Annotated in this window: 28 protein-coding genes; 6 read left to right on the top strand and 22 right to left on the bottom strand. The window is 58.8% G+C overall.

Annotated features, from left to right (window positions below):
* The 7 genes from KQ940_RS21795 to fadB form a co-directional block, all read right to left on the bottom strand.
* A partial coding sequence (locus tag KQ940_RS21795; RefSeq protein WP_246590247.1) for an NAD(P)/FAD-dependent oxidoreductase occupies positions 1-1,290 on the bottom strand: 1,290 nt, incomplete at its 3' end.
* Positions 1,291-1,572: 282 nt separating this feature from the next.
* The gene (gene bktB, locus KQ940_RS21790; RefSeq protein ID WP_217416760.1) at positions 1,573-2,757 is read right to left on the bottom strand and encodes a beta-ketothiolase BktB; all 1,185 of its coding nucleotides are present in this window, start codon (positions 2,755-2,757) and stop codon (positions 1,573-1,575) included.
* A gap of 10 nt (positions 2,758-2,767) precedes the next feature.
* Complete coding sequence (locus KQ940_RS21785) at positions 2,768-2,905, bottom strand: hypothetical protein (protein ID WP_217416759.1); 138 nt, start codon at positions 2,903-2,905, stop codon at positions 2,768-2,770.
* Positions 2,905-3,834, bottom strand: coding sequence for an electron transfer flavoprotein subunit alpha/FixB family protein (locus tag KQ940_RS21780; protein WP_217416758.1), 930 nt, complete (start codon positions 3,832-3,834; stop codon positions 2,905-2,907). Before KQ940_RS21780 ends, KQ940_RS21785 begins: the two co-directional genes overlap by 1 nt.
* A gap of 10 nt (positions 3,835-3,844) precedes the next feature.
* Positions 3,845-4,594, bottom strand: a complete 750-nt coding sequence (locus tag KQ940_RS21775; RefSeq protein ID WP_217416757.1) for an electron transfer flavoprotein subunit beta/FixA family protein — start codon at positions 4,592-4,594, stop codon at positions 3,845-3,847.
* A gap of 55 nt (positions 4,595-4,649) precedes the next feature.
* Positions 4,650-6,428: an acyl-CoA dehydrogenase family protein gene (locus KQ940_RS21770; protein ID WP_217416756.1), complete on the bottom strand. Its 1,779-nt coding sequence runs from the start codon at positions 6,426-6,428 to the stop codon at positions 4,650-4,652.
* 59 nt (positions 6,429-6,487) lie between these two features.
* Positions 6,488-8,602: a fatty acid oxidation complex subunit alpha FadB gene (gene fadB / locus KQ940_RS21765; RefSeq protein WP_217416755.1), complete on the bottom strand. Its 2,115-nt coding sequence runs from the start codon at positions 8,600-8,602 to the stop codon at positions 6,488-6,490.
* 176 nt (positions 8,603-8,778) lie between these two features.
* On the opposite strand from fadB, the gene KQ940_RS21760 reads away from it, so the two are divergent.
* The 4 genes from KQ940_RS21760 (at position 8,779) to KQ940_RS21745 (ending at position 12,346) form a co-directional block, all read left to right on the top strand.
* Positions 8,779-9,780 (top strand): AraC family transcriptional regulator, encoded by a 1,002-nt coding sequence (locus KQ940_RS21760; protein WP_217416754.1) that lies wholly within the window; start codon positions 8,779-8,781, stop codon positions 9,778-9,780.
* A gap of 201 nt (positions 9,781-9,981) precedes the next feature.
* Positions 9,982-10,446 carry a FecR family protein gene (locus KQ940_RS21755; RefSeq protein ID WP_217416753.1) on the top strand — a complete coding sequence of 155 codons (465 nt, stop codon included), beginning with the start codon at positions 9,982-9,984 and terminating at the stop codon, positions 10,444-10,446.
* A 140-nt stretch (positions 10,447-10,586) separates the two neighbouring features.
* Positions 10,587-11,000, top strand: coding sequence for an OmpA family protein (locus KQ940_RS21750; protein ID WP_217416752.1), 414 nt, complete (start codon positions 10,587-10,589; stop codon positions 10,998-11,000).
* Positions 11,001-11,017: 17 nt separating this feature from the next.
* Positions 11,018-12,346, top strand: a complete 1,329-nt coding sequence (locus tag KQ940_RS21745) for a TolC family outer membrane protein (RefSeq protein WP_217416751.1) — start codon at positions 11,018-11,020, stop codon at positions 12,344-12,346.
* Between the two features lie 100 nt (positions 12,347-12,446).
* On the opposite strand, the gene KQ940_RS21740 is transcribed toward KQ940_RS21745, so the two are convergent.
* The 7 genes from KQ940_RS21740 to KQ940_RS21710 all read right to left on the bottom strand — a co-directional run bounded on the left by KQ940_RS21740 (position 12,447) and on the right by KQ940_RS21710 (position 18,871).
* Positions 12,447-13,103, bottom strand: a complete 657-nt coding sequence (locus KQ940_RS21740) for a glutathione S-transferase family protein (protein WP_217416750.1) — start codon at positions 13,101-13,103, stop codon at positions 12,447-12,449.
* 138 nt (positions 13,104-13,241) lie between these two features.
* Positions 13,242-13,961, bottom strand: coding sequence for a YebC/PmpR family DNA-binding transcriptional regulator (locus KQ940_RS21735; protein ID WP_217416749.1), 720 nt, complete (start codon positions 13,959-13,961; stop codon positions 13,242-13,244).
* A gap of 165 nt (positions 13,962-14,126) precedes the next feature.
* Complete coding sequence (locus KQ940_RS21730; RefSeq protein ID WP_217416748.1) at positions 14,127-15,077, bottom strand: 2-hydroxyacid dehydrogenase; 951 nt, start codon at positions 15,075-15,077, stop codon at positions 14,127-14,129.
* Positions 15,078-15,090: 13 nt separating this feature from the next.
* Entirely contained in the window at positions 15,091-15,885 is a 795-nt protein-coding gene (locus KQ940_RS21725) for an NAD-dependent epimerase/dehydratase family protein (RefSeq protein ID WP_217416747.1), read from the bottom strand.
* Positions 15,886-15,947: 62 nt separating this feature from the next.
* On the bottom strand, positions 15,948-17,231 hold the full coding sequence (locus KQ940_RS21720; protein ID WP_217416746.1) for a TRAP transporter large permease: 1,284 nt from the start codon (positions 17,229-17,231) through the stop codon (positions 15,948-15,950).
* Position 17,232: 1 nt separating this feature from the next.
* Entirely contained in the window at positions 17,233-17,781 is a 549-nt protein-coding gene (locus tag KQ940_RS21715; protein WP_217416745.1) for a TRAP transporter small permease, read from the bottom strand.
* Between the two features lie 103 nt (positions 17,782-17,884).
* Complete coding sequence (locus KQ940_RS21710) at positions 17,885-18,871, bottom strand: TRAP transporter substrate-binding protein (protein WP_217416744.1); 987 nt, start codon at positions 18,869-18,871, stop codon at positions 17,885-17,887.
* Between the two features lie 457 nt (positions 18,872-19,328).
* Between KQ940_RS21710 and KQ940_RS21705 the strand changes: the two genes are divergently transcribed.
* Together KQ940_RS21705 and KQ940_RS21700 are read left to right on the top strand one after the other, a co-directional pair.
* Entirely contained in the window at positions 19,329-20,462 is a 1,134-nt protein-coding gene (locus KQ940_RS21705; protein WP_217416743.1) for a mandelate racemase/muconate lactonizing enzyme family protein, read from the top strand.
* A gap of 33 nt (positions 20,463-20,495) precedes the next feature.
* A complete protein-coding gene (locus KQ940_RS21700; RefSeq protein ID WP_217416742.1) occupies positions 20,496-21,347 on the top strand; it encodes an amidohydrolase family protein in 852 nt (283 codons plus the stop codon).
* A 50-nt stretch (positions 21,348-21,397) separates the two neighbouring features.
* On the opposite strand, the gene KQ940_RS21695 is transcribed toward KQ940_RS21700, so the two are convergent.
* The 8 genes from KQ940_RS21695 to KQ940_RS21660 form a co-directional block, all read right to left on the bottom strand.
* Complete coding sequence (locus KQ940_RS21695; protein WP_343222704.1) at positions 21,398-22,132, bottom strand: FadR/GntR family transcriptional regulator; 735 nt, start codon at positions 22,130-22,132, stop codon at positions 21,398-21,400.
* A gap of 195 nt (positions 22,133-22,327) precedes the next feature.
* Positions 22,328-23,116, bottom strand: coding sequence for a nucleotidyl transferase AbiEii/AbiGii toxin family protein (locus tag KQ940_RS21690; protein ID WP_217416741.1), 789 nt, complete (start codon positions 23,114-23,116; stop codon positions 22,328-22,330).
* Positions 23,113-23,331 (bottom strand): hypothetical protein, encoded by a 219-nt coding sequence (locus KQ940_RS21685; RefSeq protein ID WP_217416740.1) that lies wholly within the window; start codon positions 23,329-23,331, stop codon positions 23,113-23,115. Before KQ940_RS21685 ends, KQ940_RS21690 begins: the two co-directional genes overlap by 4 nt.
* A 144-nt stretch (positions 23,332-23,475) precedes the next feature.
* A complete protein-coding gene (locus KQ940_RS21680; protein ID WP_217416739.1) occupies positions 23,476-23,805 on the bottom strand; it encodes a type II toxin-antitoxin system PemK/MazF family toxin in 330 nt (109 codons plus the stop codon).
* Between the two features lie 3 nt (positions 23,806-23,808).
* A complete protein-coding gene (locus KQ940_RS21675) occupies positions 23,809-24,060 on the bottom strand; it encodes an AbrB/MazE/SpoVT family DNA-binding domain-containing protein (RefSeq protein WP_217416738.1) in 252 nt (83 codons plus the stop codon).
* Between the two features lie 103 nt (positions 24,061-24,163).
* A complete protein-coding gene (locus KQ940_RS21670; RefSeq protein ID WP_217416737.1) occupies positions 24,164-24,550 on the bottom strand; it encodes a type II toxin-antitoxin system VapC family toxin in 387 nt (128 codons plus the stop codon).
* Complete coding sequence (locus KQ940_RS21665) at positions 24,547-24,780, bottom strand: type II toxin-antitoxin system Phd/YefM family antitoxin (protein ID WP_217416736.1); 234 nt, start codon at positions 24,778-24,780, stop codon at positions 24,547-24,549. The genes KQ940_RS21670 and KQ940_RS21665 overlap by 4 nt, the downstream gene beginning before the upstream one ends.
* A gap of 249 nt (positions 24,781-25,029) precedes the next feature.
* The coding region (locus tag KQ940_RS21660; RefSeq protein ID WP_425515652.1) for an AbrB/MazE/SpoVT family DNA-binding domain-containing protein at positions 25,030-25,370 on the bottom strand (341 nt) is incomplete at its 5' end.

Raw genomic sequence — 25,370 nt, 5'->3', positions numbered from 1 at the left:
GGCGTAGTCCGGCTTGTCGTCGTGCAGGGTGATCGGCAGTTTGCCGTTGAACAGGTTCTGGTCGATGAAGTTGAACGTCCCGCCAAGGATCGGGCCGAACTTGTGCATCGCCGGACCGAAGTTGCGTGAGCGGAACAGCTCGTCGTAGACCCAGCTCTGCTCGAACCTGTCGGCGAAGCTGGTCAGCTCGCTGTTGGCCTGCCCGGCGCCGATCGCCTCGAACACCGCTTCCGCCGCCAGCATCCCCGACTTCATCGCCGTGTGGGTGCCCTTGATCTTGGCGAAGTTCAGCGTGCCGGCATCGCAGCCGATCAACAGGCCACCGGGGAAACTCATCTTCGGCAGCGCATTGAAGCCGCCCTTGGCGATGGCGCGGGCGCCGTAGGACACCCGGCTGCCCCCTTCGAGATGTTGCGCCAGCACCGGGTGGTGCTTCAGGCGCTGGAACTCGTCGAACGGGCTGAGCCAGGGGTTGGTGTAGTTCAGGTCGACGATCAGGCCGACCACCGCCTGATTGTTTTCCAGGTGGTAGAGGAAGAAGCCTCCACTGGTGTCGCCTGCGAGCGGCCAGCCGGAGCCATGCACCACCAGCCCCGGCTGGTGCTTGGCCGGGTCGATATCCCAGAGCTCCTTGATGCCGATGCCGTAGTGCTGGGCATCCGCTTGCGTATCCAGTTGGAACTGTTCGATCAGCTGCTTGCCCAGATGGCCGCGGCAGCCCTCGGCGAACAGGGTGTACTTGGCGTGCAGCTCCATCCCTTCGGTGTAGTTCGGGCCCTGCTCACCGGCGGCGGTGATGCCCATATCGCCGGTGGCGATCCCCTTCACGCTACCGTCGTCGTTATACAGCACTTCGGCGGCGGCAAAGCCGGGGAACACCTCGACGCCGAGGCTTTCCGCCTGCTCGGCCAGCCAGCGGCACAGGTTACCCAGGCTGACCACATAGTTGTTCAGTCCGTGCCCGGTGTTGTGCATGGTCTTGGGGAGCAGCGCGTTGGGCAGCTTTTTCGCTGCGGTTTCGCTCTTGAGCAGGTAGAGCTCATCGGCGGTGACCGGGGTGTTCAGCGGTGCTCGACTCTCCGCAGGAGCGTTCTGCCAGTCCGGGAACAGCTCATCCAGGGCACGGGACTCGATCACCGCGCCGGAGAGGATATGCGCGCCGACTTCCGAGCCTTTCTCGACCACACAGACGGTCAGTTCCTGTTCCGCCTCCTGAGCCTGCTGCATCAGCCGACAAGCGGCGGAAAGCCCGGCGGGGCCGGCGCCGACGATCACTACATCGAATTCCATCGATTCGCGCACAATACACCTCGAAAGTTACCTTTGACACAACTGACATGAAACGCCACAAGTATCGGTTTCTATTGATTTTTTGGCCTAGTCTCTCAGCCAATTGATCGTTTGACAATGACCGATGAGGTATAACAATTAGCATTTTCAGACATCACAGGTGGTGCCCACTCTGTCGGAGTCACACTCACCAAGAATAAAAAGAACCCTCCGTGGTTCTGAGAAAGGGTAAACACCGGCCGTCCTGTGGCCCCTTAACAACGCCAGGGAGCGGAGTTCGGTTTAAATACGCTCAAACAGCGCGGCGATGCCCTGGCCACCGCCGATGCATAGGCTGACCATGGCGTAGCGGCCACCGATGCGCTTCAGTTCGTACAACGCTTTCACCGTGATCAACGCGCCGGTGGCGCCGATTGGATGACCCAGGCCGATGCCGCTGCCGTTCGGGTTCAGGCGCTCGACCGGCAGCTCCAGCTCACGGGCCACGGACAGGGCCTGGGCGGCAAAGGCTTCGTTGACTTCATAGAGGTCGATATCGCCTACGGCCAGATCGTTGCGCGCGAGGATGTCGCGGATCGCCGGTACCGGGCCGATGCCCATGTATTTCGGCTCCACGCCGACAACCGAGTAATCGACCAGACGGCCCAGCACCTCGCGACCCTCCGCCTGCGCCTTCTCCCGCGCCATCAGCAGCACCGCCGCAGCGGCGTCGTTCAGGCCTGACGCATTGCCCGCCGTAACGCTGCCTTCGCGCTTGAATACCGGCTTCAGCTTGGCCATATCGGACAGGTCGCAGTCGAAGCGCACATGTTCGTCCCGGTCGAAGACGACCGGCCCCTTGCGGCTGTTCAACTCGATCGGCAGGATCTGACTCTGGAAGCGCCCCTCTTCAATAGCGCGCTGGGCGCGACGGTGACTGTCGACCGCCAGGGCATCCTGCTCCTCACGGCTGATGCCGTACTTCTCGGCCAGATTCTCGGCGGTGACACCCATATGGACCTTCTCCAGCGGGCAGTGCAGCGCCGCCGTCATCGCATCGATGGTCTCACCATTGCCCATACGCTGACCAAAACGGGCGGTTTGCAGCCAGTACGGCGCCCGGCTCATCGACTCCGCACCACCGGCCACGGCAGTGTCGCAGACACCGAGTTCGATCTGCTGGGCGGCGCTGACGATCGCCTGCAGACCGCTGCCGCACAGGCGATTGACGGTCAGCGAAGCGGTTTGCTCGGCCAACCCGCCCTTCAACGCCGCGACGCGCCCCATGTACATATCGGCCGGCTCGGAATGGATCACGTTGCCGAATACACACTGCGCCACCGACTCCGGTGCGACACCGGCGCGGCGCACCACTTCGGCCACCAGCTTGCCGGCCAGCTCGCTCGGCGCGTGATCTTTCAGGGCACCACCGAAATCACCGATGGCGGTGCGGGCACCGCTGACCACCACAACTTCACGTTTCTGCATATTTGTTTCCTTAAAACTGATCGGCCAGCTGGGAGCGGATGCGCTTTTTATCGAGCTTGCCGATGCTGAAAACCGGAACGGAATCGACGAAGCGGCTCTGCTCCGAAATCGCCCACCAGTTGATCTGATCATTGTCCACGAACTGCATCAGAGCTTTTCCGCCAGCTCCGGCAGCACCTGGAACAGGTCCGCCACCAGGCCGTAGTCGGCCACCTGGAAGATCGGTGCTTCCTCATCCTTGTTGATCGCCACGATCACCTTGGACTCTTTCATCCCGGCCAGATGCTGGATCGCACCGGAGATACCCACCGCGATATACAGCTCGGGGGCGACGATCTTGCCTGTCTGGCCCACCTGCATATCGTTGCTGACAAAGCCGGCATCGACGGCGGCACGGGAGGCACCGACGGCAGCACCGAGCTTGTCGGCAACCTTTTCCAGTAGGGCGAAGTTGTCGCCGTTGCCCATGCCGCGACCACCCGAGACGATAACTCGGGCCGCGGTCAGCTCGGGGCGCTCGGACTTGACCATCTCCTCGCCGACAAAGGCGGAGGTGCCGGCCTCGCAGACCTGACTCAGCGGCTCGATGCTGGCGCTGCCGCCCTCGGCAACCGCCTTGTCAAACGCCGAGGCGCGCACGGTGATCACCTTGATTGCATCGGCGGAGCGCACGGTGGCGATGGCGTTACCGGCGTAGATCGGCCGCTTGAAGGTGTCGGCGGACTCGACGGCGATGATCTCGGAGACCTGGCCAACATCGAGCAGCGCGGCGACACGGGGCATGAAATCCTTGGCCGTGGTACCGGCCGGTGCCAGCACGTGGCTGTAATCGCTGGCCAGTTCCTTCACCAGCAGCGACAGGTTCTCGGCCAGACTGTGGGCATAGGCCGGGGCATCGGCCAGCAGAACCTTGGACACACCTGCCACTTTTGCGGCCTCGTCGGACACGGCCTGACAGTTGCTGCCGGCGACGAGAAGGGTAATATCCCCGCCGATCTGGCTGGCAGCAGTGACGGCGCTCAGCGTGGTCGGGTTCAGAGTCTGATTGTTGTGTTCAGCGATTAGTAGAATGCTCATATCAGTCCCCTCAAATAACCTTGGCTTCGTTCTTCAGCTTGTCGACCAGCGCATCCACACTGTCCACCTTGATCCCCGCCTGGCGGGCAGCCGGGGCTTCGACCTTGAGCAGCTCAATATGCTGCTTCAGCTCGACACCAAGATCGGTCGGGGTCTTCACCTCGAGCGGCTTCTTCTTAGCCTTCATGATGTCCGGCAGTTTGGCGTAGCGCGGCTCGTTCAGGCGCAGGTCGGTGGTGACGATCGCCGGCAGCGCCAGCTCGACGGTACGTAGGCCGCCGTCCACCTCACGGGTAACCACAGCCTTGTCGCCCTCGACCTTGACCGCGGAGGCGAAGGTGCCCTGGGGACGACCGGTCAGCGCGGCGAGCATCTGCCCGGTCTGGTTGTTGTCGGAGTCGATCGACTGCTTGCCGAGTATGACCAGACCCGGCTGTTCCGCCTCGACCACCTTGGCCAGCAGCTTGGCCACGTTCAGCGGTTCCGGCATCTGCTCGGTGTCGATCTGGATGGCGCGGTCGGCGCCCAGGGCCAGCGCCGTGCGCAGCTGCTCCTGCACCGTTTTCGGGCCGATGGAGACCACCACCACCTCGGAGGCGACACCGGCCTCCTTCAGCCGGATCGCCTCCTCCACGGCGATCTCGCAGAAGGGGTTCAGGGCCATCTTGACGTTGGCCAGGTCCACATCGCTGTTATCCGCCTTGACGCGCACCTTAGCGTTGTAGTCGATAACGCGTTTGACGCTTACCAGTATTTTCATTGTCTTTGCATCCTGTAATCCGTATTGACTGGGTCAGCTTGTTCGCCTTTCGGGATCAGAACTGAGACTCGGGCAATGCAATAACGCTCTCGCTACCGTTCAGAATAGTTTCCAGCAGGCCGCTCGTGCGCGGTAACAGATGCTCGCAGAAGAAGCGTGCGGTAATGACTTTCGCCTGCAGGAACTCGATATCGCCCTCGCTCGCGGCAATCTGTGCGCTTGCGCTCTGCGCCATGCGGCAGCTCACCCAGGCACCACAGAGGTATCCCATCAGCATCATGAACGGCACGCTGACAGCACCCGGCGCCCAATCGGTCTGACCACCGGTTTCCAGCAGCCAGCGTGTAGCCTGACGACCGTATTCCAGGGCTTTTGACAGACGCTCGGACAGCAACGCCATCTCCGGATCCGAGGCCAACTGACGGGTAAAGTCGTCAATCTCATCGAGCAGGCTGTTTATCGCCACACCCTGATTACGCAGAATCTTGCGCCCAACCAGATCCAGCGCCTGGATCCCGGTGGTACCCTCATAGATGGTCAGGATGCGGGCATCGCGATAGTGCTGGGCCGAACCGGTTTCTTCGATGAAGCCCATGCCGCCATGCACCTGGACGCCAAGATAGGTGATCTCCTGGGACATCTCGGTGAGCCAGCCCTTGACGATCGGCGTGAACAGCTCGACTCGCTCATTGTGCTGACGCGCCTGGGCCTCATCACCGGCGGCCTTAGCCCTGTCAGCCTCGGCCGATGCCAGCAGTGCCAGGCCGCGCATCGCTTCGATTGAGGCCCGCATCTGCATCAACATGCGGCGCACATCCGGGAACTCGATAATGGCGATCTTGCTGCCATCGCGTCGGGTACCCTGGATACGTTCGCGGGCATAGGCCACCGCCTGCTGATAGGAGCGCTCGGATATCCCCAGCCCCTGCAGACCCACCGCCTGACGGGCGTGGTTCATCATCGTGAACATATAGGCCAGCCCCTGGTGCGGCTCGCCCACCAGGTAACCCACGGCGCCGCCGTTGTCGCCAAAGCTCATCACGCAGGTGGGGCTGGCGTGGATGCCCAGCTTGTGCTCGAGGGAGACACAGTGCGCGTCGTTGCGCACACTCGGCTCGCCCTGCTCGTCGAGCAGAAACTTGGGCACGATAAACAGAGAGATCCCTTTAACACCGGCCGGCGCATCCGGCAGGCGCGCCAGCACCAGATGCACGGTGTTCGGCGTCATCTGGTGATCGCCCCAGGTGATGAAGATCTTCTGCCCGGTGATCAGGTAGTGGTCGCCTTCCGGCACGGCACGGGTGGTGATCGCCGCCAGATCGGAACCCGCACCCGGCTCGGTCAGATTCATGGTGCCGGTCCACTCGCCAGACACCATCTTCGGCAGCCAGATCGCTTTCAGCTCGTCGCTGGCATGGTGCAGAATCGCCTCAGTCGCGCCCTGGGTCAGCAGCGGACAGAGACTGTAGGACAGGTTGGCGGACTGCCACACCTCATTGACCGCGGTGCCGAGCACGTTGGGCAGTGCCTGGCCACCGAACTGTCCCGGGAAGGTCAGTGTCGGCCAGCCGCTCTCGACGAAGGCCTGGTAAGCCTCGGCAAAGCCGGCGGTTTCCTGTACCCCCTGCTCTCCCAGAGTGGCGCCTTCGCGGTCGCCGATCTGGTTTAGCGGTGCCAACACCTCGGCACCGAACTTACCGGCCTCCTCGAGGATCGCTTCCGCCAGCTCGCCATTGACCTCATCGAGACCGGCCTGCTCGCACAACTGGTCAAACCCAACGAGTTCACGCAGGGCAAAAGTGACATCTTTGTAAGGGTGCTGATATTCGGACATCGTTTACTCCTGAATCGTCTATCCAACCCAACCAATCGAGCCGGACGGTATGCATTCGGTTAGAAGAAGGATTGACCGCTCAGTGAGCGTTGACGAAAACTTTCGGGCAGCACGTAGAGCGAGCCCAGCGTGCTCAACGCATCCACGCGCGCGGCAAACTCGTCGTGTCCCTGATGATCGATGTAGCGCAGCGCGCCACCACGGAATTTCGGGAAGCCGATCCCCATGATCAGGCCCATATCGATTTCGGCCGCGCTGCCAACGATCCCCTCGTCCAGACACAGGTAGGCTTCCAGACACATCGGGATCATCATTCGATCGATAATCTGCTGATCGCTGATCTCGATCTGCTTCTCTACACGTTCTGCAATGAGATCCAGCGCCTGCTGACTGGCGACCTTGTTACGCGGGCCATTGCCGTAGTCGTAAAATCCGTGGCCGTTTTTCTGCCCCAGTGCACCCTGCTCCAGCAGCTCCTCGATGATCGGCTTGTGATCGTGCCCCATACGTTCGGGATAACCGGCCTGCAGCACCTCGTCCGCATGTACCATGGTGTCCAACCCGACCACGTCGGCCAGATAAGCTGGCCCCATCGGCCAGCCGAAAGCCTCCATCACCCGGTCGATGCGCTGGAAATCCACGCCATCGTGCAGCAGGCGGTTGAAGGCATTGAAATAGGGGAAGAGCACTCGATTGACCAGGAAACCCGGGCAGTCATTGACCACGATCGGGGTCTTGCCCATCTTCAGCGCGCAATCGACAGCGGTGGCAACAGCGGTTTCGCTACTCTTCTCACCCCGAATCACCTCAACCAACGGCATCATCGGTACCGGGTTGAAGAAGTGCATACCGCAGAAGTTCTGCGGACGCTGCAGCCCTTGGGCGAGGGTGGTGATGGAGATGGTCGAGGTATTGGAGGTCAGAATAGCGTCGGGCGCCAGCTTGGCCTCCGTTTCGGTCAGCACCGCGTGCTTGATCTTCTCGTTTTCGACCACCGCCTCGACCACCAGACCAACAGCATCAAAGCCGCCAAACTCGAGCGTCGGCTCGATCAGACTCAGGCAGTCCTTCTTGGCGCTCTCATCCATCTTGCCCTTGGCTACCTGCTTATCGAGCGCCTTGGTGGCGGTATCGATGCCCAGTTCCAGCGCTTCCTGGCGGATATCCTTCAGGATTACCGGGGTACCGGTTACCGCGGCCTGGTAGGCGATACCGCCGCCCATGATCCCCGCACCGAGAACCGCAATCTTCTCCACCGGCTGCGCGGCTTTAGCAGCCTGCTTGCCCACCTGCTTGACGCGCTGGTCATTGATGAACAATCCGACCAGGCTCTTGGCGCAGTCGGTCTGACCAAGCGTGATAAAACAGTCCCGCTCGGCGGCCAGCGCCTGATCGAAGCTCAGCGGCGCATGGTGCATGACCAGCTTCAGGATCGCACCTGCCGCCGGATAGTCCGCTTTCAGATAGGCGGAAAATGCCTGCTCATCAATCTTGGCATCGGGCACCGCGTTTTGCTTGCCCGCACGCAGCTGGCGGTGATCGACCTCAGCGTTCGCCATCTGCTTAAGCAGATCCAACGCGGCATCAGCCAGTTCAGCATCGGCCACACACCGGGTTGCCAGGCCGAGCTCAACCGCCTTGGCACTGCTGACCGGCTTGCCCGACAACATCATCTCCAGCGCCGCCATCGGTCCGGCAAGGCGGCTCGCCCGAACGGTTCCGCCCCAACCTGGGCAGAGCCCCAAGGTGACCTCCGGCAAGCCGATCCTGGCGCTCTGCGCGATCACGCGTGCATCGGCCAGCAACGCCAGTTCAAGTCCGCCCCCTAGCGCCAGACCATTGATCGCGGCGACAGAGGGGAAAGGCAGGTTCTCGACACGGTTAAACAGCGCGTGGGACTTTTCTGCCCAGTCCGAAAAATCCGCGGCAGACTTATTGAACAGCGGGGGGAATTCAAAGATATCGGCGCCAACCACGAAGGTCGATTTGCTACTGGTAATCAATAGCCCGCGAACAGTGTCATCTGCTTCGAGCAACTCGCATACCGATTCCAGCTCCTGCAGAAATGCAGAGCCTATCGAATTAACGCTGCTGCCCTGCTTACAGAGATCGAGCACGACCAAACCCGAGTTTTCGTCAATCCGACGCAGTTTCAGTAAATCACCGCTGTACATGAAAATCTCCGTAAACCGGTGGGACAGGCGGGGTTGCTTTGTCCCTGTCATTTTTGATGTAAGTGTTCCAGCACAGGGCTGTTAATCCAATGACTGAGCTTACCCAAATAATTAGCATTTTCGGTCACGAGGCTTACAATCCAGCTGTTAGCAGAATCAACAAGTCCGAGTACAAGATGAGCTTTGAGAACCAAACCGTATCTGTCCATTACGCCCGTGCAGTAGCGGATGCAGCGCGATCGGGCGGCTATTCGGTGGAGGCGCTGATGCGTGCTGCAGCGATAAATGAAAACTTGCTCGAATCGGACGATATGCGCATCACACCGGAGCAGCTCGCCTACCTTATGCGAGCCGCCTGGCAACTGGAGGACGATGAGTTTCTCGGCATGGCCGGCGTAAAATCCAGGCACGGCGTCTTCACCCTGATGGCAAAGCAGGCGGTGCACTGCAAGAACCTGCGCGGGGTCTATCGACATCTAAGCCGCTTCTACAATCTCTGTACAACCGCTTTCGAGCTCAACTTCAGCTACGACGATCGGCAGGCACGGCTGAGCATGAAACTGTCACAGCCGGAGTATGACAAACACCACATGCTGATCGACTTTCTGCTGCTGCTCTGGCACCGCTTCCCGGCCTGGCTGGTCGGTAACCGGATACCCCTGGAGGGAGTCTATTTCGACTTTCCCAAACCACCGCATGCCGCTGAATATCGCCTGCTGTTCCCCTGCCCCGCGCATTATGACCAGGAGGTTTCCGGCTTCACCTTCTCGTCCGAGTTGTTGACTCTGCCCGTGGTACAGACACAGGAAACCCTCAAAGCCCATCTCCGGCGCGCACCATTGGATTGGTTCAAGCGGCAAAATTTTTACCCGACCTACACCCGAAAAATACTCGACGCCCTGACCTCTGACGAACGTTTCGAGAACTGGCAGTTCGAGGAGATTGCGGCATCGATGGCGATGACCACACGCACGCTCAGGCGCAAACTTACGGAGGAGAAAACCTCCTTTCAGGAGATCAAGAATATTGCCCGGCGTGACACCGCCATCCACCTGCTGTCGCAGAAAAACCTTCCGATCGCCAGCATCGCGCATCAACTGGGCTACTCCGATGCCCCATCATTTTCACGCGCCTTCAAGGAGTGGACCGGCGTAACGCCCAAAAGCTACAAACGGTAAAACAGCGCAAGAGCGTATCCAATAACAGTCAGATCCAGATCAATCGAAGGAAGGGCACTAAAAAAATCTGTCCAGATTTTTTATAAGGCTTGCCGCTGGCATCCACTAGGCTATTATGGGCAACACTCTAGAGTTACACAGATTGTACGATGCTGGTCGCCGGCTGAAATAACGGGGAGCCGGCGGGTAAAGGAGCACCCGATGTACCCTGCGCAGAAACTCTGCCTGTCACTGGCGATGATGCTGGTGCCTACATTTGCGATGGCGGAGTCTATTGCAACAATCAAGAAGCTAAGCGGAGAGGTTTCCATCGTCCGCGGCGCTGACACACTTCCGGCTGCACTTGGCGAGCGAGTGCATCAGAACGACAGAATCTCCACCGGTGCCCAAGGCCGCATAGGCTTGCTGTTCGATGACGATTCACGTCTCGCAGCGGGCCCCGGCTCCACTATTTCTCTTGCAGACTATTCATACGATCCCCGCACACGCAAAGGGGAGCTCGATGTACAGGTCGACGAAGGAACGGTTTCACTGATTGCGGGCAGGCTCGCTGAGCATAACCCCGACGCAGTTAAGCTTACTTACCCCGCCACCTCGGCGGTATTCGTTAGCGGAAACACGTTCTCGGTCAAGGTAGACAACTTAAAAAAAGAGGGTAACGACTAATGATCAAAGCTGCAGCTACCCTTAGCTCAGTCCTGCTTCTTGTCGGCATGTCTGGCTGTAGCGTATACAGTGGTGCGGTGAACACCTTTGGCCCGGACAAGCCGGTGTCGGACGTAGCCGTCAATACAGAAGGTGAGCTCATGCTATCCAAAGAGCCGCCACCGTTTTGCCCTGCGCCGATCGCCGATACCTTCGCAGAGACCGACCAGGCGATGCCGCTGGCTCCGATCTACAAGCAGCTATACTTCATTTTCGATTCTGACGAACTGACCGAGCAGTCACGCAGAGATGCGGAAGCGATATACCAAGCGGTGCTTGAGCGCGATGCGCCGGAGGTTCTGGTTACCGGTCATACCGACACATCCGGCTCTGTAGCACTGAACGATGCCCTGTCCAAGCGTCGCGCCGAAGCGGTACGGGAAGATCTGATCGAGATCGGCGTCAAGCCCGATACGATACGTACTTTCTACAAGGGCGAGTCGGAGCCGCTGATCGATACTGGCGACGGTGTCAAAGAGCTGCGTAACCGTCGTGTCGAAATCAATGTTCGCTAGTTGAACGAGGCAAGATTATGAACAGGGAATGGATGCGTAAAACCCTTTGTGTCGCACTGGCGAGCGGTACTCTCAGTCTGCTGCCCTTCGCGGCCGGTGCACAGACTATCAATGAAGCGATTCAAGAGACCATGGAAACCAATCCTCAGGTTCTCTTCTCCGCCACCCGCAGCAAGACCGATGGCGAACAGATCGATATCGCCAAAAGCGGTTATTACCCCAAGGTCGACCTGACTGTCGGCTACGGCTATGAGTGGACCGACAACACCAGCACCCAAGATACCGACATCACCCGTCGGGAAAACAGCATCCGCGCAACCCAGATGCTCTACGACGGCTATGCCACCAAGAGCAGCGTGGACTCGGCCGAGTCCGGTGCGCAGGCATCTGCCCTCGATCTGGCGGCTACGTCCGAAGATATGGCGCTGAAGGTCACCGAGGTCTATCTTGATGTCCTGCGCTACCAGCAGCTACTGCAACTGACCAAAGAGAACCTGGACGCACACCAGGCGACTCATGATCGCATCAAACAGCGTTACGAGTCCGGCCTTGGCACCCAGTCCGATTTTCAGCAGGCGCAGGCTCGCCTGGCACTGGCAAACTCCAACTTGGTGGTAGCGGAAGGCAACCTCTGGGAAGCGGAGATCAACTTCGAGCGTGTGGTCGGCCACCCACCCAAAGACTTGGTCATGCCGGAAGACGACTGCTGCACCTACCTGCCTTCGACGCCGGAAGATGCGGTCACCATCGCACTGACCACGCATCCCGCCCTGCTGGCAGAGATCGCGCGCCATGAGTCATCCCTGGCCCAGGAAAACATTGCACGCGCGGCCTTCCATCCGCAACTCGATCTGGAGCTGAGTGCTGCCACCAACCATGGTGTTGATGGCAAGAACTACACCGAGGATGAGATGCTGGCGATGCTGAGAATGCGCTATAACGCCTACAATGGCGGCGCCGACAGCGCACGTGTCGAGCAGCTTGAGCACCTGAGCAAGGCCCAGCGTGCGTCGGTTCTCAAGGTTCAGCGAGAACTCAAGGCGGATGCTTACTCCTCCTGGAACAAGCTGAAAAATATCTATGACACTCAGCCGCAGCTGGAGCGCCACGCCAAGTCTGCCGCCGAAACCCGCTCCGCCTATACTCGCCAGTTCGATATCGGCCAGCGTTCGCTGCTCGACCTGCTCGATACCGAAAACGAGTATTTCACCGCGCGTTCGGATGAGATCCACGGCACCTTCGACGAGTGGTACGCTCGCTATCGCCTGCTTGCCGATGTCGGCAAACTGTTGCTGGCAATGCAGGTCTCTCCGGACTTCGACAAGGTCGAGCTCGCCGGTCAGTAACGAGATAGACAAAGACAACAAAGGCGATATCGGCACTCCGGTATCGCCTTTTTTCTTTAGACTCGCTTACCTCCAGCTTCCACCCCGACCAGCCCGGGCTTTAATCAGCCGGACTCCCCTTCTCTTCCGCATCCAGCACCTGAAGCTCAGCCTGAGCATCCTGCATCCACTCGCTGATTGCATCATCATTGAGCACTGTGCGCACATACTCGCTTGCTGGCCCGCTCAGCTCGCTGTCATAGGTGTGAAAGCGCAACGCTACCGGCGCAAACATCGCATCGGCAATTGAACGCTCACCGAACAACCAAGGCCCCTTGGAGGCAAACCGCTGACGCAGCCCCGACCAGATGTTGTCGATACGCTGAATCTCGCCGGCACAGGCATCCGATACCGTCAGCACCCGACGTGCGCGACAGTTCATCGGCATCTCCTGGCGCAGCTTGAAAAAGCCTGAATGCATCTCACAGCTTATCGCCCGAGCCAGCGCCCGTTCCGCCATATCTCGCGGCCAACCGGTCCCCTGGAGATAGGCATCGTTGATATATTCGGCGATCGCCAGCGAGTCCCAGACTCGCACTCCATCGTCAATCAACACTGGCACCTTACCGGCATCAGAGTACTGTGCGATCTGCTGCTTGAAGCTATCGGTATCCAACAACAACCTGACCTCAGTGAACGGTAGATCGAACCACTTCAGCACCAGCCAGCCACGCAGAGACCAGGATGAGTAGTTCTTGTTGCCGATAACCAGCTCCATTGCCAACCTCCATTCAACGTTTACCACCAGTCTAGCGACACTTTAGGTCATTTATGTTGGGGTCACATGTATGTTGCCCCAGAAACGATTGAGCCGGCTCTCGGCCGGCTCAACGTTAACGTTTTTAACAGCCTTGGATCAGGCGTTTTCCACGTTATGGTAGACCTGCTGCACATCATCCAGATCGTTCAGTATGGCGAGGAACTTCTCGAACAGCGCCACATCATCGCCGCTGACTGTGGTATAGCTCTGCGGGACAAACTGGATCTCATCTACTTCGAAGTCAATATCACCACAGAGATCCAGCAACGCCTGCTTGGCCTTGAAGTAATCGGTGTTGGGCGCAAAGACGGTGAGCTTACCCTCTTCGTTCTCGATATCGGTCACATCGACATCCGCTTCCATCAGCGCTTCCAGAACCGCCTCTTCGTCATCGTAGCTGAATACGAAGATCGCGCAGTGATCGAACATATGCGCCACGCTGCCCTGGGTGCCGATCTTGCACTTGGTCTTGGTGAACGCCTGACGTACATCACCGAAGGTGCGGTTGGGGTTATCGGTCAGACACTCGATAATTGCCATGCTGCCGCCCGGGCCATAACCTTCGTAGCGTGCCGGGGAGTAGTCCTCACCCGCTCCGCCCTTGGCCTTGTCCAGCGCCTTCTCAATCACGTGCGCCGGTACCTGCTCCTTTTTCGCCCGGTCGATCAGGCTGCGCAGCGCCAGGTTACCGGTGGGGTCGGTGCCGCCCGATTTGGCTGTCACATAGATCTCTCGACCATAACGACTGTAGACCTTGGCCTTCATGTCGGAGGTCTTGGCCATCGACTCTTTGCGGTTCTGATACGCTCTGCCCATGCGGCGAATACCCCTACTTACCAGGAAAAAAGGATCCGAAAAGAGGCGATTCTACTGGCAACTGCCCGTTGCGAACAACACAGATATGTTGAGCCAAGGAATGGAGATGCCCAATCGCCATGGATACTCGCATTAGACACGGCTATCGACAATACAGGGCCAGACTCAGCACACCGGCGTCAGCAACGGCCGTCCCGCAAAGTGAGCGGCAAGATTATCGACCACCAGTTGCGCCATTGCGCCGCGTGTTTCCACCGTACCGCTGGCACAGTGGGGTTGCAGTACCACATTGTCCATCTCGAGCAGCTCGGGCGGCACATGGGGCTCGTCGGCGAACACATCCAGCCCGGCGCCCGCCAGGCCGCCCGTTTTCAGCAGTTCCACCAACGCGACCTCGTCGACGACCGAACCACGGGAGATATTGATGATGTAGCCGTTCGGCCCAAGGGCGCTCAGAACCTCGCGGCCGATCAGCCCCTCGGTGTCCGCGCCGCCCGGCACCACCGGCGCGAGAATATCGACATCGCGCGCCAGCGTGACCAGATCGTCGTAATACGGATAAGCAACACCACCCTGTCGACGGCGGCCGCAGTAACACACCTTCATACCGAACACCTCGGCGCGCTGCGCGATCGCCCTGCCGATCCGGCCGAGTCCGACGATACCGAGCGTCTTGCCCTTGAGTGAGGTGTTCAGCGGCATCATCCCCTTCTCAAGCCAAGCGCCGTTCTTGATCCACGCCACACCCGGCAGCAACCGACGCAGGGTCGCCAATATCAGCAGCATCGCCATATCGGCCACATCGTCGGTCAGTACGTCCGGCGTGTTGGTCACGGCAATGCCCCGCGCCCGGCAGGCATCGACACAGAGGGTATCCAGCCCCACGCTGGACGAGGCGACGATCTCGAGATTGGGTAGACGCTCGAGCAGCGATCTCTCGAAGCCGCCGCCATGAGTGGTGACCACCCCGCGAATCCTCGGCGCCAGCTCCTTGAGCATCATCTCCTTCTCGTCAGGGCTCGCCAGGTCGTAACGGTGCAGACGATAGGTCTCGTCCAACAGCTTCATCTGTTCGGGCCGATTCGGCCAGACCACCAAGAGATCGATATCCTTCATCTCGCCCTCGTCATCAATCCTCGAAATGCCCGCTCGCCGCAAATCCTCCACCTTGGTAACGCACGGCCGGATCCTGGGGATCGACGATCTCCTCAAGGATATAGGGCTCGTTTTCGAAGGCCGCCGATGAGTCCTTCGGGTTCCAGCCGATATAACTCACCTTGGTGTTGTCCCACCACTTGGCCGGGTTGTCGGACACGCCGTAGATCACCGGGCAGGCCAGGCGGTCGGCCGCGAACACCCGCTTGATCAGATCGGTGAAGTCGTCGACGCTCATCCAGGTCGACAGCATGCGGCGGTTGGCCGGTTTGTCGAAACAGGAGCCGATACGCACCAGCGCCGACTCGATGCCGAACTTGTCCCAGTAGTAGCGCGCCAGCAGTTCGCCGAACCCTTTGGATACGCCGTACAGGCTGTCCGGGCGCATCGGCGAGTCCGCATCCAGACAGGTCTCGCGCTCGTGAAAGCCGATCACGTGATTCGAGCTGGCAAACAGGATCCGGCCCGCCTTGTGACGACGGCAGGCTTCGTAGATGTTGTAGGCACCCTTGATGTTGCCGTTCAGAATACTGTCGAAGGTGTTTTCGACCGAGATGCCGCCGAGATGGATAATCCCGTCGCAGCCCTCGACCAACGCCATCACCGCATCGTAGTCGCCCAGGTCGCACTGCACGTAGGTTTCATGGTCGGCCAGATCGTCGATCGGCGCGATATCGGACAGACGGATCTCGTCGGCCCAGCCGGCCAGCGTCTTGCGCAGTGCCCGGCCCAGATTGCCGCCGGCACCGGTCAGTAGTACACGTTTCATAACACTCCCCACTTAGACCAAATCAATAGTTGGGCCAAATCAATAACCGGCTCAATTCAGCTTCAGATCCCAAACAGCTTCGGCAGAATCATCGAGATCCACGGCACATAGGTGATCAGCATCAGCACAATGAACAGCGCGATGTAATAGGGCCAGATGGTCCTGACCGCACGCGCGATCGGCACACCACCCACGGCACAACCGACGAACAGGCAGGCACCCACCGGCGGCGTGCACAGACCCAGCCCCAGGTTCATCATCAGCATCACGCCAAAGTGGATCGGATCCATACCCAGACCGATCGCAACCGGCAGGAAGATCGGCGTACAGATCAGGATCAGCGCCGCCATATCCATGATCATGCCGAGCAGCAACAGCATCAGGTTCATCATCAGCAGGATCACGATCGGGTTGTCCGAGATCGACGTCAGTGTCGACGACAGCAGCTCCGGTACCTGATACATCGCCAGCATGTAACCGAACGCAGAGGCACAGCCGACCAGGATCATCACCAACCCCGTGGTCTTGACCGAACGTGTCACCGCGGTCCAGAACCCCTCCCAGCTCAGGGTACGATAGGCGATGGCGGTGATGGCGATGGCGTAGAGAGCCCCGATGGCACCGGACTCGGTCACGGTGAACACACCGGACAGAGCACCGCCGACGATGATAATCGCGGTCAGCAGCCCCGGCAGCGAGGCGATGAACGAGATCAGCACCACCTTCCAGCCGGCAAACTCCTCGGTCGGGAAGTTCTCGCGAATGGCGATCCAGCGCGCCACGAACGCCAGCGCGAGGCACATCAACACACCGGGAACGATACCGGCGATAAACAGGTTCGCCACCGACATGCCACCGCCTGCCGCCACCACGTACAGAATCATGTTATGGCTTGGCGGAATCATGATGCCGGCGATCGACGAGGTCACGGTCACGTTGACCGCGTAGTCGTCCTTGTACCCCTTCTCCTTCATCACCGGGATCAGCAGTGAGCCCAGCGCCGACACATCCGCCACGGCGGAGCCGGAGATGCCGCCGAACAGCATACTGGAGAAGACATTGACCTGGCCCAGACCGCCGCGCATCCAGCCAACGGCGCTGGACGCCAGACGCACCAGCCGCGCGGCGATGCCGCCGTGCAGCATCAGCTCACCGGCGAAAATAAAGAACGGGATCGCCAGCAGCGAAAACACCGACATGCCCGAGACGAAGCGCTGGAAACCGATCATCAGCGGCAGCCCCTCGTAGATGAAGGACGCCAGTGCGGAGATACCCAGACCGAAGGCAACCGGTACACCCGCAACAGTAAACAGGGCAAACAACCCAAGTAGAATCAGCAATCCCATCTCAACACTCCTCCGCCATCCGACCCTTGTCGGCTCGCACACCACCGGTGCGACAAAACAGCAGCGACAACCCCTGCTTCAGCCGCCCAACCTCGAACAGCACAATCAACACCCCCGACACCACCATCGGGATATAACGCACGCCATCCGGGATATCGAGCAGCGGTATCTGCTTGCGCCAGGCGAACTGGACCAGATCCCAGCCGTACCAGACCAGAGCGGCGCCGAACACGCCCAACAGCAAGTCCACCAGCAGCGCCAGGATCAGGCGTCCACGCTCGGACAGAAACTGCGACAGCAGATCCACACTCAGATGGGTACGCTCATGCACCCCCACCGCCGCCGCCAGGAAGGTGATCGCGGTGACCAGCAGCAGCGACATCTGCTCTACCCAGGTCGGCGTCTGGTTCAGCACATAGCGCCCGAACACCAGCCAGCCGAAGGAGAACACCAGGATGACCAGGCAGACGCCTGCAAGGATGATCGCCAGGCGGGCCAACAGATCGAGCAGGCGATCAAAATCGCTCGGGTTGACGGACTTATTATTCATTCGAATTCTCGTTACTTATCGGCCTGTCCGATCAGATCGACGACCGGCACACAGATGCCCGACAGCATAGGGGACGCACGCGCCCCCCAGCCGCCGGGATGGATCATTCGATACTGCGAATCTGCTCGATCAAATCCTTGAGCGCAGGGTTCTTCTTGACCGCCTGCTCATAGACGGGGCCCATCGCGTTCTGGAACGCCGCCTTGTCGGCGATGGCGTTGTACTTGATACCCGCCTTCTCTACGACATCGCGACTTTTCAGCTCGCGCTTGGCCCAGAGTTCGCGCTGCATTTTCGCACTCTCCTGAGCGACCTCACGCACAACCTTCTTGTCTGCATCCGACAGTTTTTCCCATGCCTGTGCACTGACACACAACACCTCGGGCAGAATCAGATGCTGAGTATCGGAGTAGTACTTTGCCACCTCATAGTGGTTACTGGATTCGTAGGAGGGCCAGTTGTTCTCGGCACCATCCACAACTCCGGTCTTCAGCGACTGATACACCTCGGAATAGGCCAGAGGCGTCGCATTACCGCCCAGCGCCTCCACCATGCCGACGTACAGTTCGTTGTTCATGACGCGGAACTTCATCCCCTTCATATCGGCGGGCGTATCGATCGGCTTCTCGGTCGTGTAGAAGGAGCGCGAACCCGAGTCATACCAGGCCAGCGCCACGATGCCGGCCTTCGCGATCGCATCACCGAGCTTCTGACCAACCGGGCCATCCATCACGCGGTGCATATGCTCGACATCCTTGAAGATGAACGGCAGAGACACCACGTTGACCTCGGGAACCGACGGCCCCAGAGGCCCCAGGTTGAACTCGGCGAAGTCGATGCCACCCAGCTGCATCTGAGAGATCGCATCTTCCTGACTACCGAGCACGGCGCTGTGGTAGACCTTACCCGATACGCGACCGTCGGTGCGCTTATCCACCTCGGAGATGAAATACTCCATCGCCTCCGATACGGGGTAATCGGGGGTATGGATGTTCCAACCCTTCCACCCGGCCTGAGCACCGGTAGTCAAGGCCAACCCGGCCACCAGGGCAGCAGCCCCCAACGTCTTGCCAGCAAAGCGTTTAATCATTGTTATCGCTCCTGAAATCGCTCTTTTATTGTTATGACCACCCTGCGGATTCGGCCATATGCCGACGGCCAAGGGCGTCAACGACAGCTAAGTTGTAGCATGTCATCCAACATCACACAACAGTCATACTATGTCATATCAATAAAAATTTTATTTGCCATCCTCATAAAAAAAACGACATACAACAAAATAATAACTATATATCAACAAGTTAATTGATATCACGGGCAAATGGCACAACCATGAGCTCTGTCGACCCAATCAACATACGGTTGACAAAAATCCTCTTAGTCATCATACAACCATTGACCATTCCACCCGATGTCGTATGATGTCTCAAAAGCCATCGATGGCATCTCTCTCCAAATATCAAGAGACAAGAGACGTAAATATGACCCAGTTGACGCCGCCATACCACGATGTCCGACAACATCCTCTGACCCGGGGAAAGAACCCAATGACCATCAAGGCGATCAACACCCACCTGCTGGAGCAGCCGCTCGCGCGACCGTTCGAATCCTCCGCCATGCGCTTCAGCGTGCGGCGTCACCTGTTGGTCGAGATCGAGTGCGACAATGGCCTGGACGGCTGGGGCGAGTGTCTGGGCAATGCCGACATCAATGCCGCCATCGTTAACGCCATGTCGCCCCACCTGATCGGACGCTCGGCACTGGATATCGAACCGATCTGGCTGGAACTCTATAACCAGTTCCGCGATCAGGGCCAGCGCGGCGCCACGGTCAACGCCATCAGCGGCATCGATATCGCGCTTTGGGACCTGTGCGGGAAGTATCACAACGCCCCGATCTACCAGTTGATGGGAGGCGCGTTTCGCGACCAGGTGCCCGCCTATGCCACCGGCGGCTTCCGCCAGGTCGGGGTCGATCGAATCAGCAGCCTATTACAGGAGGTGCAGGGGTTTCTCGATGCCGGCTTTCGGGCGGTAAAGATCAAGATCGGCTTCGGCATTGCGCTCGATATCGAGTCGATCGCCGCCGTGCGCGAACTGATCGGCCCCGATATCAGGCTGATGATCGATGCCAACCACGGCTACGATGCGGTTGCCGCCGCCCAGGTTATCCGCCTGGCGGCGCCGTTCGACATCGACTGGTTCGAAGAGCCGGTGGTGCCGGAAGCGCTGGGCAGCTATCGGCGGCTGCGCGACCTCAACAGCATCCCGATCGCCGGCGGCGAGACCTGGCACACCCGCTGGGGCATCGCCGAGGCGCTGCAACAGGGCGCGGTCGATATCCTGCAGCCCGACGTCGGCGGCGTCGGCGGACTCAGCGAAGCCAGGAAGCTGCTGACACTCTGCGATATTCACGGCGTGCGCTGCGTACCCCATATCTGGGGAACCGACATCGCGCTGGCGGCCGGGCTGCACTTTCACGCGATCATCCCGCCCTCACCGCCCGCGTTCGAGGCGGAGAGCGCCTGGCTTGAGTTTGACCAGAGCGACAACCCGATGCGGGCCGTGCTGCTCAAGCACCCGATCGAGATGATAGACGGCATGGTCCGGATCCCCAGCGGCCCCGGCCTCGGCATCGAGGTCAATCGGGACGCCCTGTCACCCTTCTATCGCAAGCCATAACCCGCAATCACCGACAAGATTCAGGAGCATCGAATGCCACGCACACTCGACGGCCAAGCCCCGCAGACACGCCTGCCCCCGGGCAGTGTCGATACCCATATGCACCTCTACGCGCCGGAATACCCGCAGCGCACACCCGGCCCGCTGATTCCGCGGGACTGCCCGGGACTGGCGGAGTACCGGCAGCTGCAGCGCTGGATCGGCCTGGAGCGGGTCGTCATCGTCCAGCCCAACGCCTATCGGGATGACAACCGCTGCATGCTCGAAGCGATGGCCGAGCTTGGCGACAGCGCCAGGGGCGTAGTGGTGGTCACACCGGAAACCGACATAGAGGAGCTGGCCTATCTGCATACCCGGGGGGCCCGCGGCGCCCGCATCATGCAGTTGCCGGGCGGCGCGGTCGGCGTCGACCAGCTACTGGAGGTCAACGCCCGTATCCGCGAGTTCGGCTGGCACTGCATCGTCCAGTTCGACGGCCGCGAGATGCTCGACCGTGCGCCCCTGCTGAGGCAGATCGACAACCCCTACATCATCGACCATATCGGCAAATACCTCGGCCCGGTCACGACCGAAAGTGCAGAGTTCAAGGCCCTGCTTGAGCTGATGGACAGAGGCAACTGCTACGTCAAGATCGCCGCCTGCTACGAGTCATCCCACACCGGCGCGCCCGATTATGCCGATACCGCCGCCCTCTCCCGCGCCCTGATCGCACACGCACCCGAGCGCATCCTGTGGGGCAGCAACTGGCCCCATGTCAGCCAGAGCGTGGAGGGAGCACCGAACGACGCCGACCTGCTGGATCGGGTGTGCGGCTGGATACCGAATGAAAAGGTGCTGGAACAGATATTCGTACACAACCCGCTGGCCCTGTACGACTTTGAATAGATAACGCGAAGACTCCGACCGGGGCGCGGACAGGCGCGCCCCTCTACCCGCTACGCCTTCTGGCGCTCCTTCACCAGCTTCAACAGACGCTCCTTCGAATTCACCAGATGCAGACGCATCGCCGCCCGCGCCGAGTAGGAATCCTTACGCTCCATCGCGGCGCAGACCTCTTCGTGCTCGTGGTTGAGCCGTTGAGGGTCGGTACGATGAACCGAGACCAGCGGCCCGATCGAACTCCGCACATGATGCATCACGTCGACGTAGTAGCGGTTGTCCGTCGCTTCCGCGATCAGGATATGAAAACGCGCATCCTCCCGCCCCGCCATCTCGGCATCGCCCTCGGACTCGTAACGCTTCAGCGACTCAAGCGTATCGCGGATCTGCTTCATCTGCTGAGCGGTACGCCGCTCGGCCGCCAGCCCCACCGCCTCCACCTCGAGGCCGAGACGAAACTCGAGAATGGCGATGGTATCCCGCACCGAGTCGATCGACACCTGGAGAAAATTGCTCGCATCGAGAGGAGGCTCCAGCACAAAGGTGCCGACACCGTGACGCGTCTCCACCAGCCCCGCCACCTGAAGACGCTGCAGCGCTTCGCGCACCACGGTACGACTCACCCCGTGTCGCTCCATGATCGCCGTCTCGGTCGGCAGCTTGTCGCCGGGGCACAGCTCCCCGTCCGTAATCTGACGCGAGATCTCCGCAACCAGGGTCTGCGCCAGCTTGCGCGGACGCTTTCTCTTCGGCTCGCTATCGGTAGTCGGCTCGGTGCTGCTCTGGTTCACAATCTGATCTCTCGACTAAGACTTTAGGAGATCATACCACAGCTCATTAGAAACACTTAAGCTTGTTAAGGATAACGCCTGACAGCCAACAAGCTATTGTTCTATAAACCACAATGCCGACTCTCATCTGCGAAAGACATATGACAACCCGTTGCAGCGGCAACAAGACTTATTCGTGCTCTATCAAGGACAGGCTTATGAATCTGGTGATTCGTTCGGGTCATGGGCCGACTCATTACTATCATCCAAGCCCACCGCCTGCCGGTTCACCAAGGTCCGCCGCACTTCTTCAGCAACGACGTTCACTAACCGGGATGCTACTGCTGATTCTATTTTCAGTGAATCAGTAAGGGTCTTAATCGTTTCGCCTGCCTCGTCTCGTAACCGGTTTAAAGCGCCTTCCAGCCCCCTGACTACAACCTTTTCTCCATATTCGTCATCAGCGAGTCGCCATGCTTCTTCGGGTATAGCTCCCCACCGGTCCACCATCATACAAATATCAATGATATCCTTGACGCCATTATTCCAGCGATCGGCATTCGCAAGCAGCTTGGTGGCATAGCATGCCGTTCGGGAAATAAAAGGGACGGGAAATAAGTCGGTGCGTGTGTCTGCTGTGATCACCCCTTCATCGAACGAGATTATTTCGAACTTAATCACATTCAACCCGTCACCGTAAGGATCTATAAACGCCCGGATTGCATCCCTATCCGCTCGAATGTCCCGGTTTGCATGACGTTCAATATTGGCGTCAGGTTTGAACAGGCGTCCAAAGCTGCTGTTTGTCACCTCTCCCCTGGCCGCCTTGTACGATTTTTTTCCGACGCAAAATAGATCGACATCAACTGATTCGCGATACTCATCAAGCTCTAGGGCTATCCGCGTACCGCCACCGAACAGAATACGATTTTGAGCAAGGAAATCAGGATTTAATCGGCTTAAGACCGACCATATTGCAGCGTGGTGGGAGCGCTCAAGGTTCATGCAACCAGCATATGGCCGTGCCCGTATTGAGCGGTTAAAGCGTCGAGGCATGCTGTCTCTTCCGCGCTCATTTGCTTGGTGTCCACGAACCTCCAGCGCTGTTCGTACAGCTTGAAGGCGGTAGCCGGCTCCACATAGCGCTCGGCGTGGTCCCACATTATCAGATCCAACTCGTGGTACTGTTTTCGATCCAGTAATGTTGTCTGGGTAGCCATAAAGACTCACTCCGCTTGCTCATCAACGACTCTTTTGCGCGAACTGCACCGCGTTCCGCTTACTAAGCGTACAACAGACGACTGTTAGCGTCTAGGAGACTGCCAGTTGGGGTTAATGGGTGACCCCGATATCTATTTCCATATTCAGTTAACCAGAACACGCACCTTGGCCAAGACTTCGTTTAGCACCTTGGCGGGCGCAGTCTCGATGAACTTGATACCTCGATACTCGTAGTCGATGGTTTTGACCTGCTGGCAGAGTACCACTCCTTCAGTCTTGGTCTGTTCCAGCTTGACCTCAAACCCATGGCCACGCACCCGGCTGGTGATCGGCGCCACCAGGGCAAGTTGAATCTGCTGGTTGAACGGTTCAGGAGACAGCACTATCGCCGGCCGCTTATGTGCCTGTTCATGCCCGGCAGATGGATCGAAGTCTGTCCAGACGATATCGCCCCGTTTCGGGATATACGACACTGACTAGATCTCCTTCCCGACCGGAGCTTCGTGCAACCAAGCACGATCTTCATCATCCAGCGCCATTGCCTCACTGGGAGATGCCTTGAGAAGGTCTTCCAGGTTATAGGTCGGCAAGGCCGGCTTGATGACGATCTGCCCGTCTACCGCTTCAATTTCCACCGTATCGCCTTGGCTAAAGCCTGCTTTGGCAAGAACAGCAGCAGGGATGATGGCCCCGGAAGAGTTGCCCCATTTACGAATGCTGGTCTGCATGGCAATCACCTCTTTGTTTAAACTATGTTTAGACTATCACGGCTACGGAATTATACAATGTTTAAACACACCTTTACCCAAGCGAGGAAGAAGCTCGTTTCCGTTATCTTTTAGCTGCCATCGTTCGCACAGGGTACTGCGTGACCGCTTCATCATGCGTAACGATGATCAGTCCCTCAGCTTGAGCTTGCGCAATCAGCATCCGATCAAATGGATCTTTGTGAAGATCGGGGAGCTGTCCCGCCTGATCTCCGTGGTATAGGGAGACAGGGAGCGGGAGAAACCCCTCTTCCTCAATGATCGAACTCATATCGTCAGGGGTTTGCAACTTGCCGAGAGATCGCTTGATGGAGATCTCCCACGTACTGGCAGCGCTGACGTACACCTGATTTTGAGGATTGGCAATCACCTCTTTGGCTTTGGTGCCCAGTACGGCATCGTCTGACAACCACCAGAGCAGAACGTGGGTATCCAACAGTAACCGCTTCACAACTCACCCTCGAACGCTGCAATCACCTCCTCAGAGGTCTGGTCAAAATCATCTGCAATCACAATGTGGCCTTTCAGGCGCCCCGGCTTGCGGACAGCTCCAGTCTCCCTGTGTGGCACCAAATCCAGATAAGGCTTACCAGCCTTGGCGATCACTACAGTTTCCCCCTCCCAGGCTTTTTCCCCCAGCTTCGAGAGCTGGGACTTGGCTTCGTGCATGTTCACTTGCATTGCCACACCATAGCTTAGCTAAACTTAGCCATACCGTAGATGGATAACAAACCAAAATCAAGAGAGTCCCCTTTCCGTTAGGTCTTCCGCCTATTCAACAAATTGCTCAAGCACCGCATCTGCTCCGATCAACGGAAAGATGCGTACCAGCACCTGATCAAGTACGCCGTTCTCAGCACGAGTGGTCGACTTTGCCTTGCGATCCGTCCATGACAGTGTCTGGATCAAGCCAGCAGCCACAACTGAGGGTTAATCCAAGTTGTTGACAGCGACGCTATCAGCGTGGGCGGTATGGGCATCCAACCCCTTGAGCAAGGCTTGCTCGGTAAAGGGCAGCTTGAGGCGTTTTGTTGCCTTAGCCACAGGATGGATAACGATAGGATTACCTTGGACCTCGATGCTGACTGAGCTATCGACCGAAAGGTTGGCATCGGAAAGAATGCTGGTGGGGATGCGAATAGCGGCGCAATTGCCCCAGCGTTTGATCTGCGTTTCCATAACGGATAACGACCTTGTCAATGCCGGTCTGAGAAGTCCTCTTTTTCGCGGTTTGAGATGTCCCCTTTTTGTCGGTTCGTTGACTGATTTAT

The sequence above is a fragment of the Marinobacterium ramblicola genome, from assembly GCF_019084545.1.
GTDB classification, from domain to species: domain Bacteria; phylum Pseudomonadota; class Gammaproteobacteria; order Pseudomonadales; family Balneatricaceae; genus Marinobacterium_D; species Marinobacterium_D ramblicola.
This window is presented reverse-complemented; position numbering and strand designations above follow the sequence as displayed.

What these genes read in the sequence shown, in the direction of transcription:
- KQ940_RS21780 (WP_217416758.1), bottom strand. Translation starts at nt 3,834, where the DNA reads ATGAGCATTCTACTAATCGCTGAACACAACAATCAGACTCTGAACCCG.
- KQ940_RS21745 (WP_217416751.1), top strand. Translation starts at nt 11,018, where the DNA reads ATGAACAGGGAATGGATGCGTAAAACCCTTTGTGTCGCACTGGCGAGC.
- KQ940_RS21770 (WP_217416756.1), bottom strand. Translation starts at nt 6,428, where the DNA reads ATGTCCGAATATCAGCACCCTTACAAAGATGTCACTTTTGCCCTGCGT.
- KQ940_RS21735 (WP_217416749.1), bottom strand. Translation starts at nt 13,961, where the DNA reads ATGGGCAGAGCGTATCAGAACCGCAAAGAGTCGATGGCCAAGACCTCC.
- KQ940_RS21685 (WP_217416740.1), bottom strand. Translation starts at nt 23,331, where the DNA reads ATGGCTACCCAGACAACATTACTGGATCGAAAACAGTACCACGAGTTG.
- fadB (WP_217416755.1), bottom strand. Translation starts at nt 8,602, where the DNA reads ATGTACAGCGGTGATTTACTGAAACTGCGTCGGATTGACGAAAACTCG.
- KQ940_RS21720 (WP_217416746.1), bottom strand. Translation starts at nt 17,231, where the DNA reads ATGGGATTGCTGATTCTACTTGGGTTGTTTGCCCTGTTTACTGTTGCG.
- KQ940_RS21740 (WP_217416750.1), bottom strand. Translation starts at nt 13,103, where the DNA reads ATGGAGCTGGTTATCGGCAACAAGAACTACTCATCCTGGTCTCTGCGT.
- KQ940_RS21700 (WP_217416742.1), top strand. Translation starts at nt 20,496, where the DNA reads ATGCCACGCACACTCGACGGCCAAGCCCCGCAGACACGCCTGCCCCCG.
- KQ940_RS21715 (WP_217416745.1), bottom strand. Translation starts at nt 17,781, where the DNA reads ATGAATAATAAGTCCGTCAACCCGAGCGATTTTGATCGCCTGCTCGAT.
- KQ940_RS21710 (WP_217416744.1), bottom strand. Translation starts at nt 18,871, where the DNA reads ATGATTAAACGCTTTGCTGGCAAGACGTTGGGGGCTGCTGCCCTGGTG.
- KQ940_RS21730 (WP_217416748.1), bottom strand. Translation starts at nt 15,077, where the DNA reads ATGAAGGATATCGATCTCTTGGTGGTCTGGCCGAATCGGCCCGAACAG.
- KQ940_RS21705 (WP_217416743.1), top strand. Translation starts at nt 19,329, where the DNA reads ATGACCATCAAGGCGATCAACACCCACCTGCTGGAGCAGCCGCTCGCG.
- KQ940_RS21760 (WP_217416754.1), top strand. Translation starts at nt 8,779, where the DNA reads ATGAGCTTTGAGAACCAAACCGTATCTGTCCATTACGCCCGTGCAGTA.
- KQ940_RS21665 (WP_217416736.1), bottom strand. Translation starts at nt 24,780, where the DNA reads ATGCAAGTGAACATGCACGAAGCCAAGTCCCAGCTCTCGAAGCTGGGG.
- KQ940_RS21785 (WP_217416759.1), bottom strand. Translation starts at nt 2,905, where the DNA reads ATGCAGTTCGTGGACAATGATCAGATCAACTGGTGGGCGATTTCGGAG.
- KQ940_RS21755 (WP_217416753.1), top strand. Translation starts at nt 9,982, where the DNA reads ATGTACCCTGCGCAGAAACTCTGCCTGTCACTGGCGATGATGCTGGTG.
- KQ940_RS21725 (WP_217416747.1), bottom strand. Translation starts at nt 15,885, where the DNA reads ATGAAACGTGTACTACTGACCGGTGCCGGCGGCAATCTGGGCCGGGCA.
- KQ940_RS21750 (WP_217416752.1), top strand. Translation starts at nt 10,587, where the DNA reads ATGCTATCCAAAGAGCCGCCACCGTTTTGCCCTGCGCCGATCGCCGAT.
- KQ940_RS21775 (WP_217416757.1), bottom strand. Translation starts at nt 4,594, where the DNA reads ATGAAAATACTGGTAAGCGTCAAACGCGTTATCGACTACAACGCTAAG.
- bktB (WP_217416760.1), bottom strand. Translation starts at nt 2,757, where the DNA reads ATGCAGAAACGTGAAGTTGTGGTGGTCAGCGGTGCCCGCACCGCCATC.
- KQ940_RS21690 (WP_217416741.1), bottom strand. Translation starts at nt 23,116, where the DNA reads ATGAACCTTGAGCGCTCCCACCACGCTGCAATATGGTCGGTCTTAAGC.
- KQ940_RS21675 (WP_217416738.1), bottom strand. Translation starts at nt 24,060, where the DNA reads ATGCAGACCAGCATTCGTAAATGGGGCAACTCTTCCGGGGCCATCATC.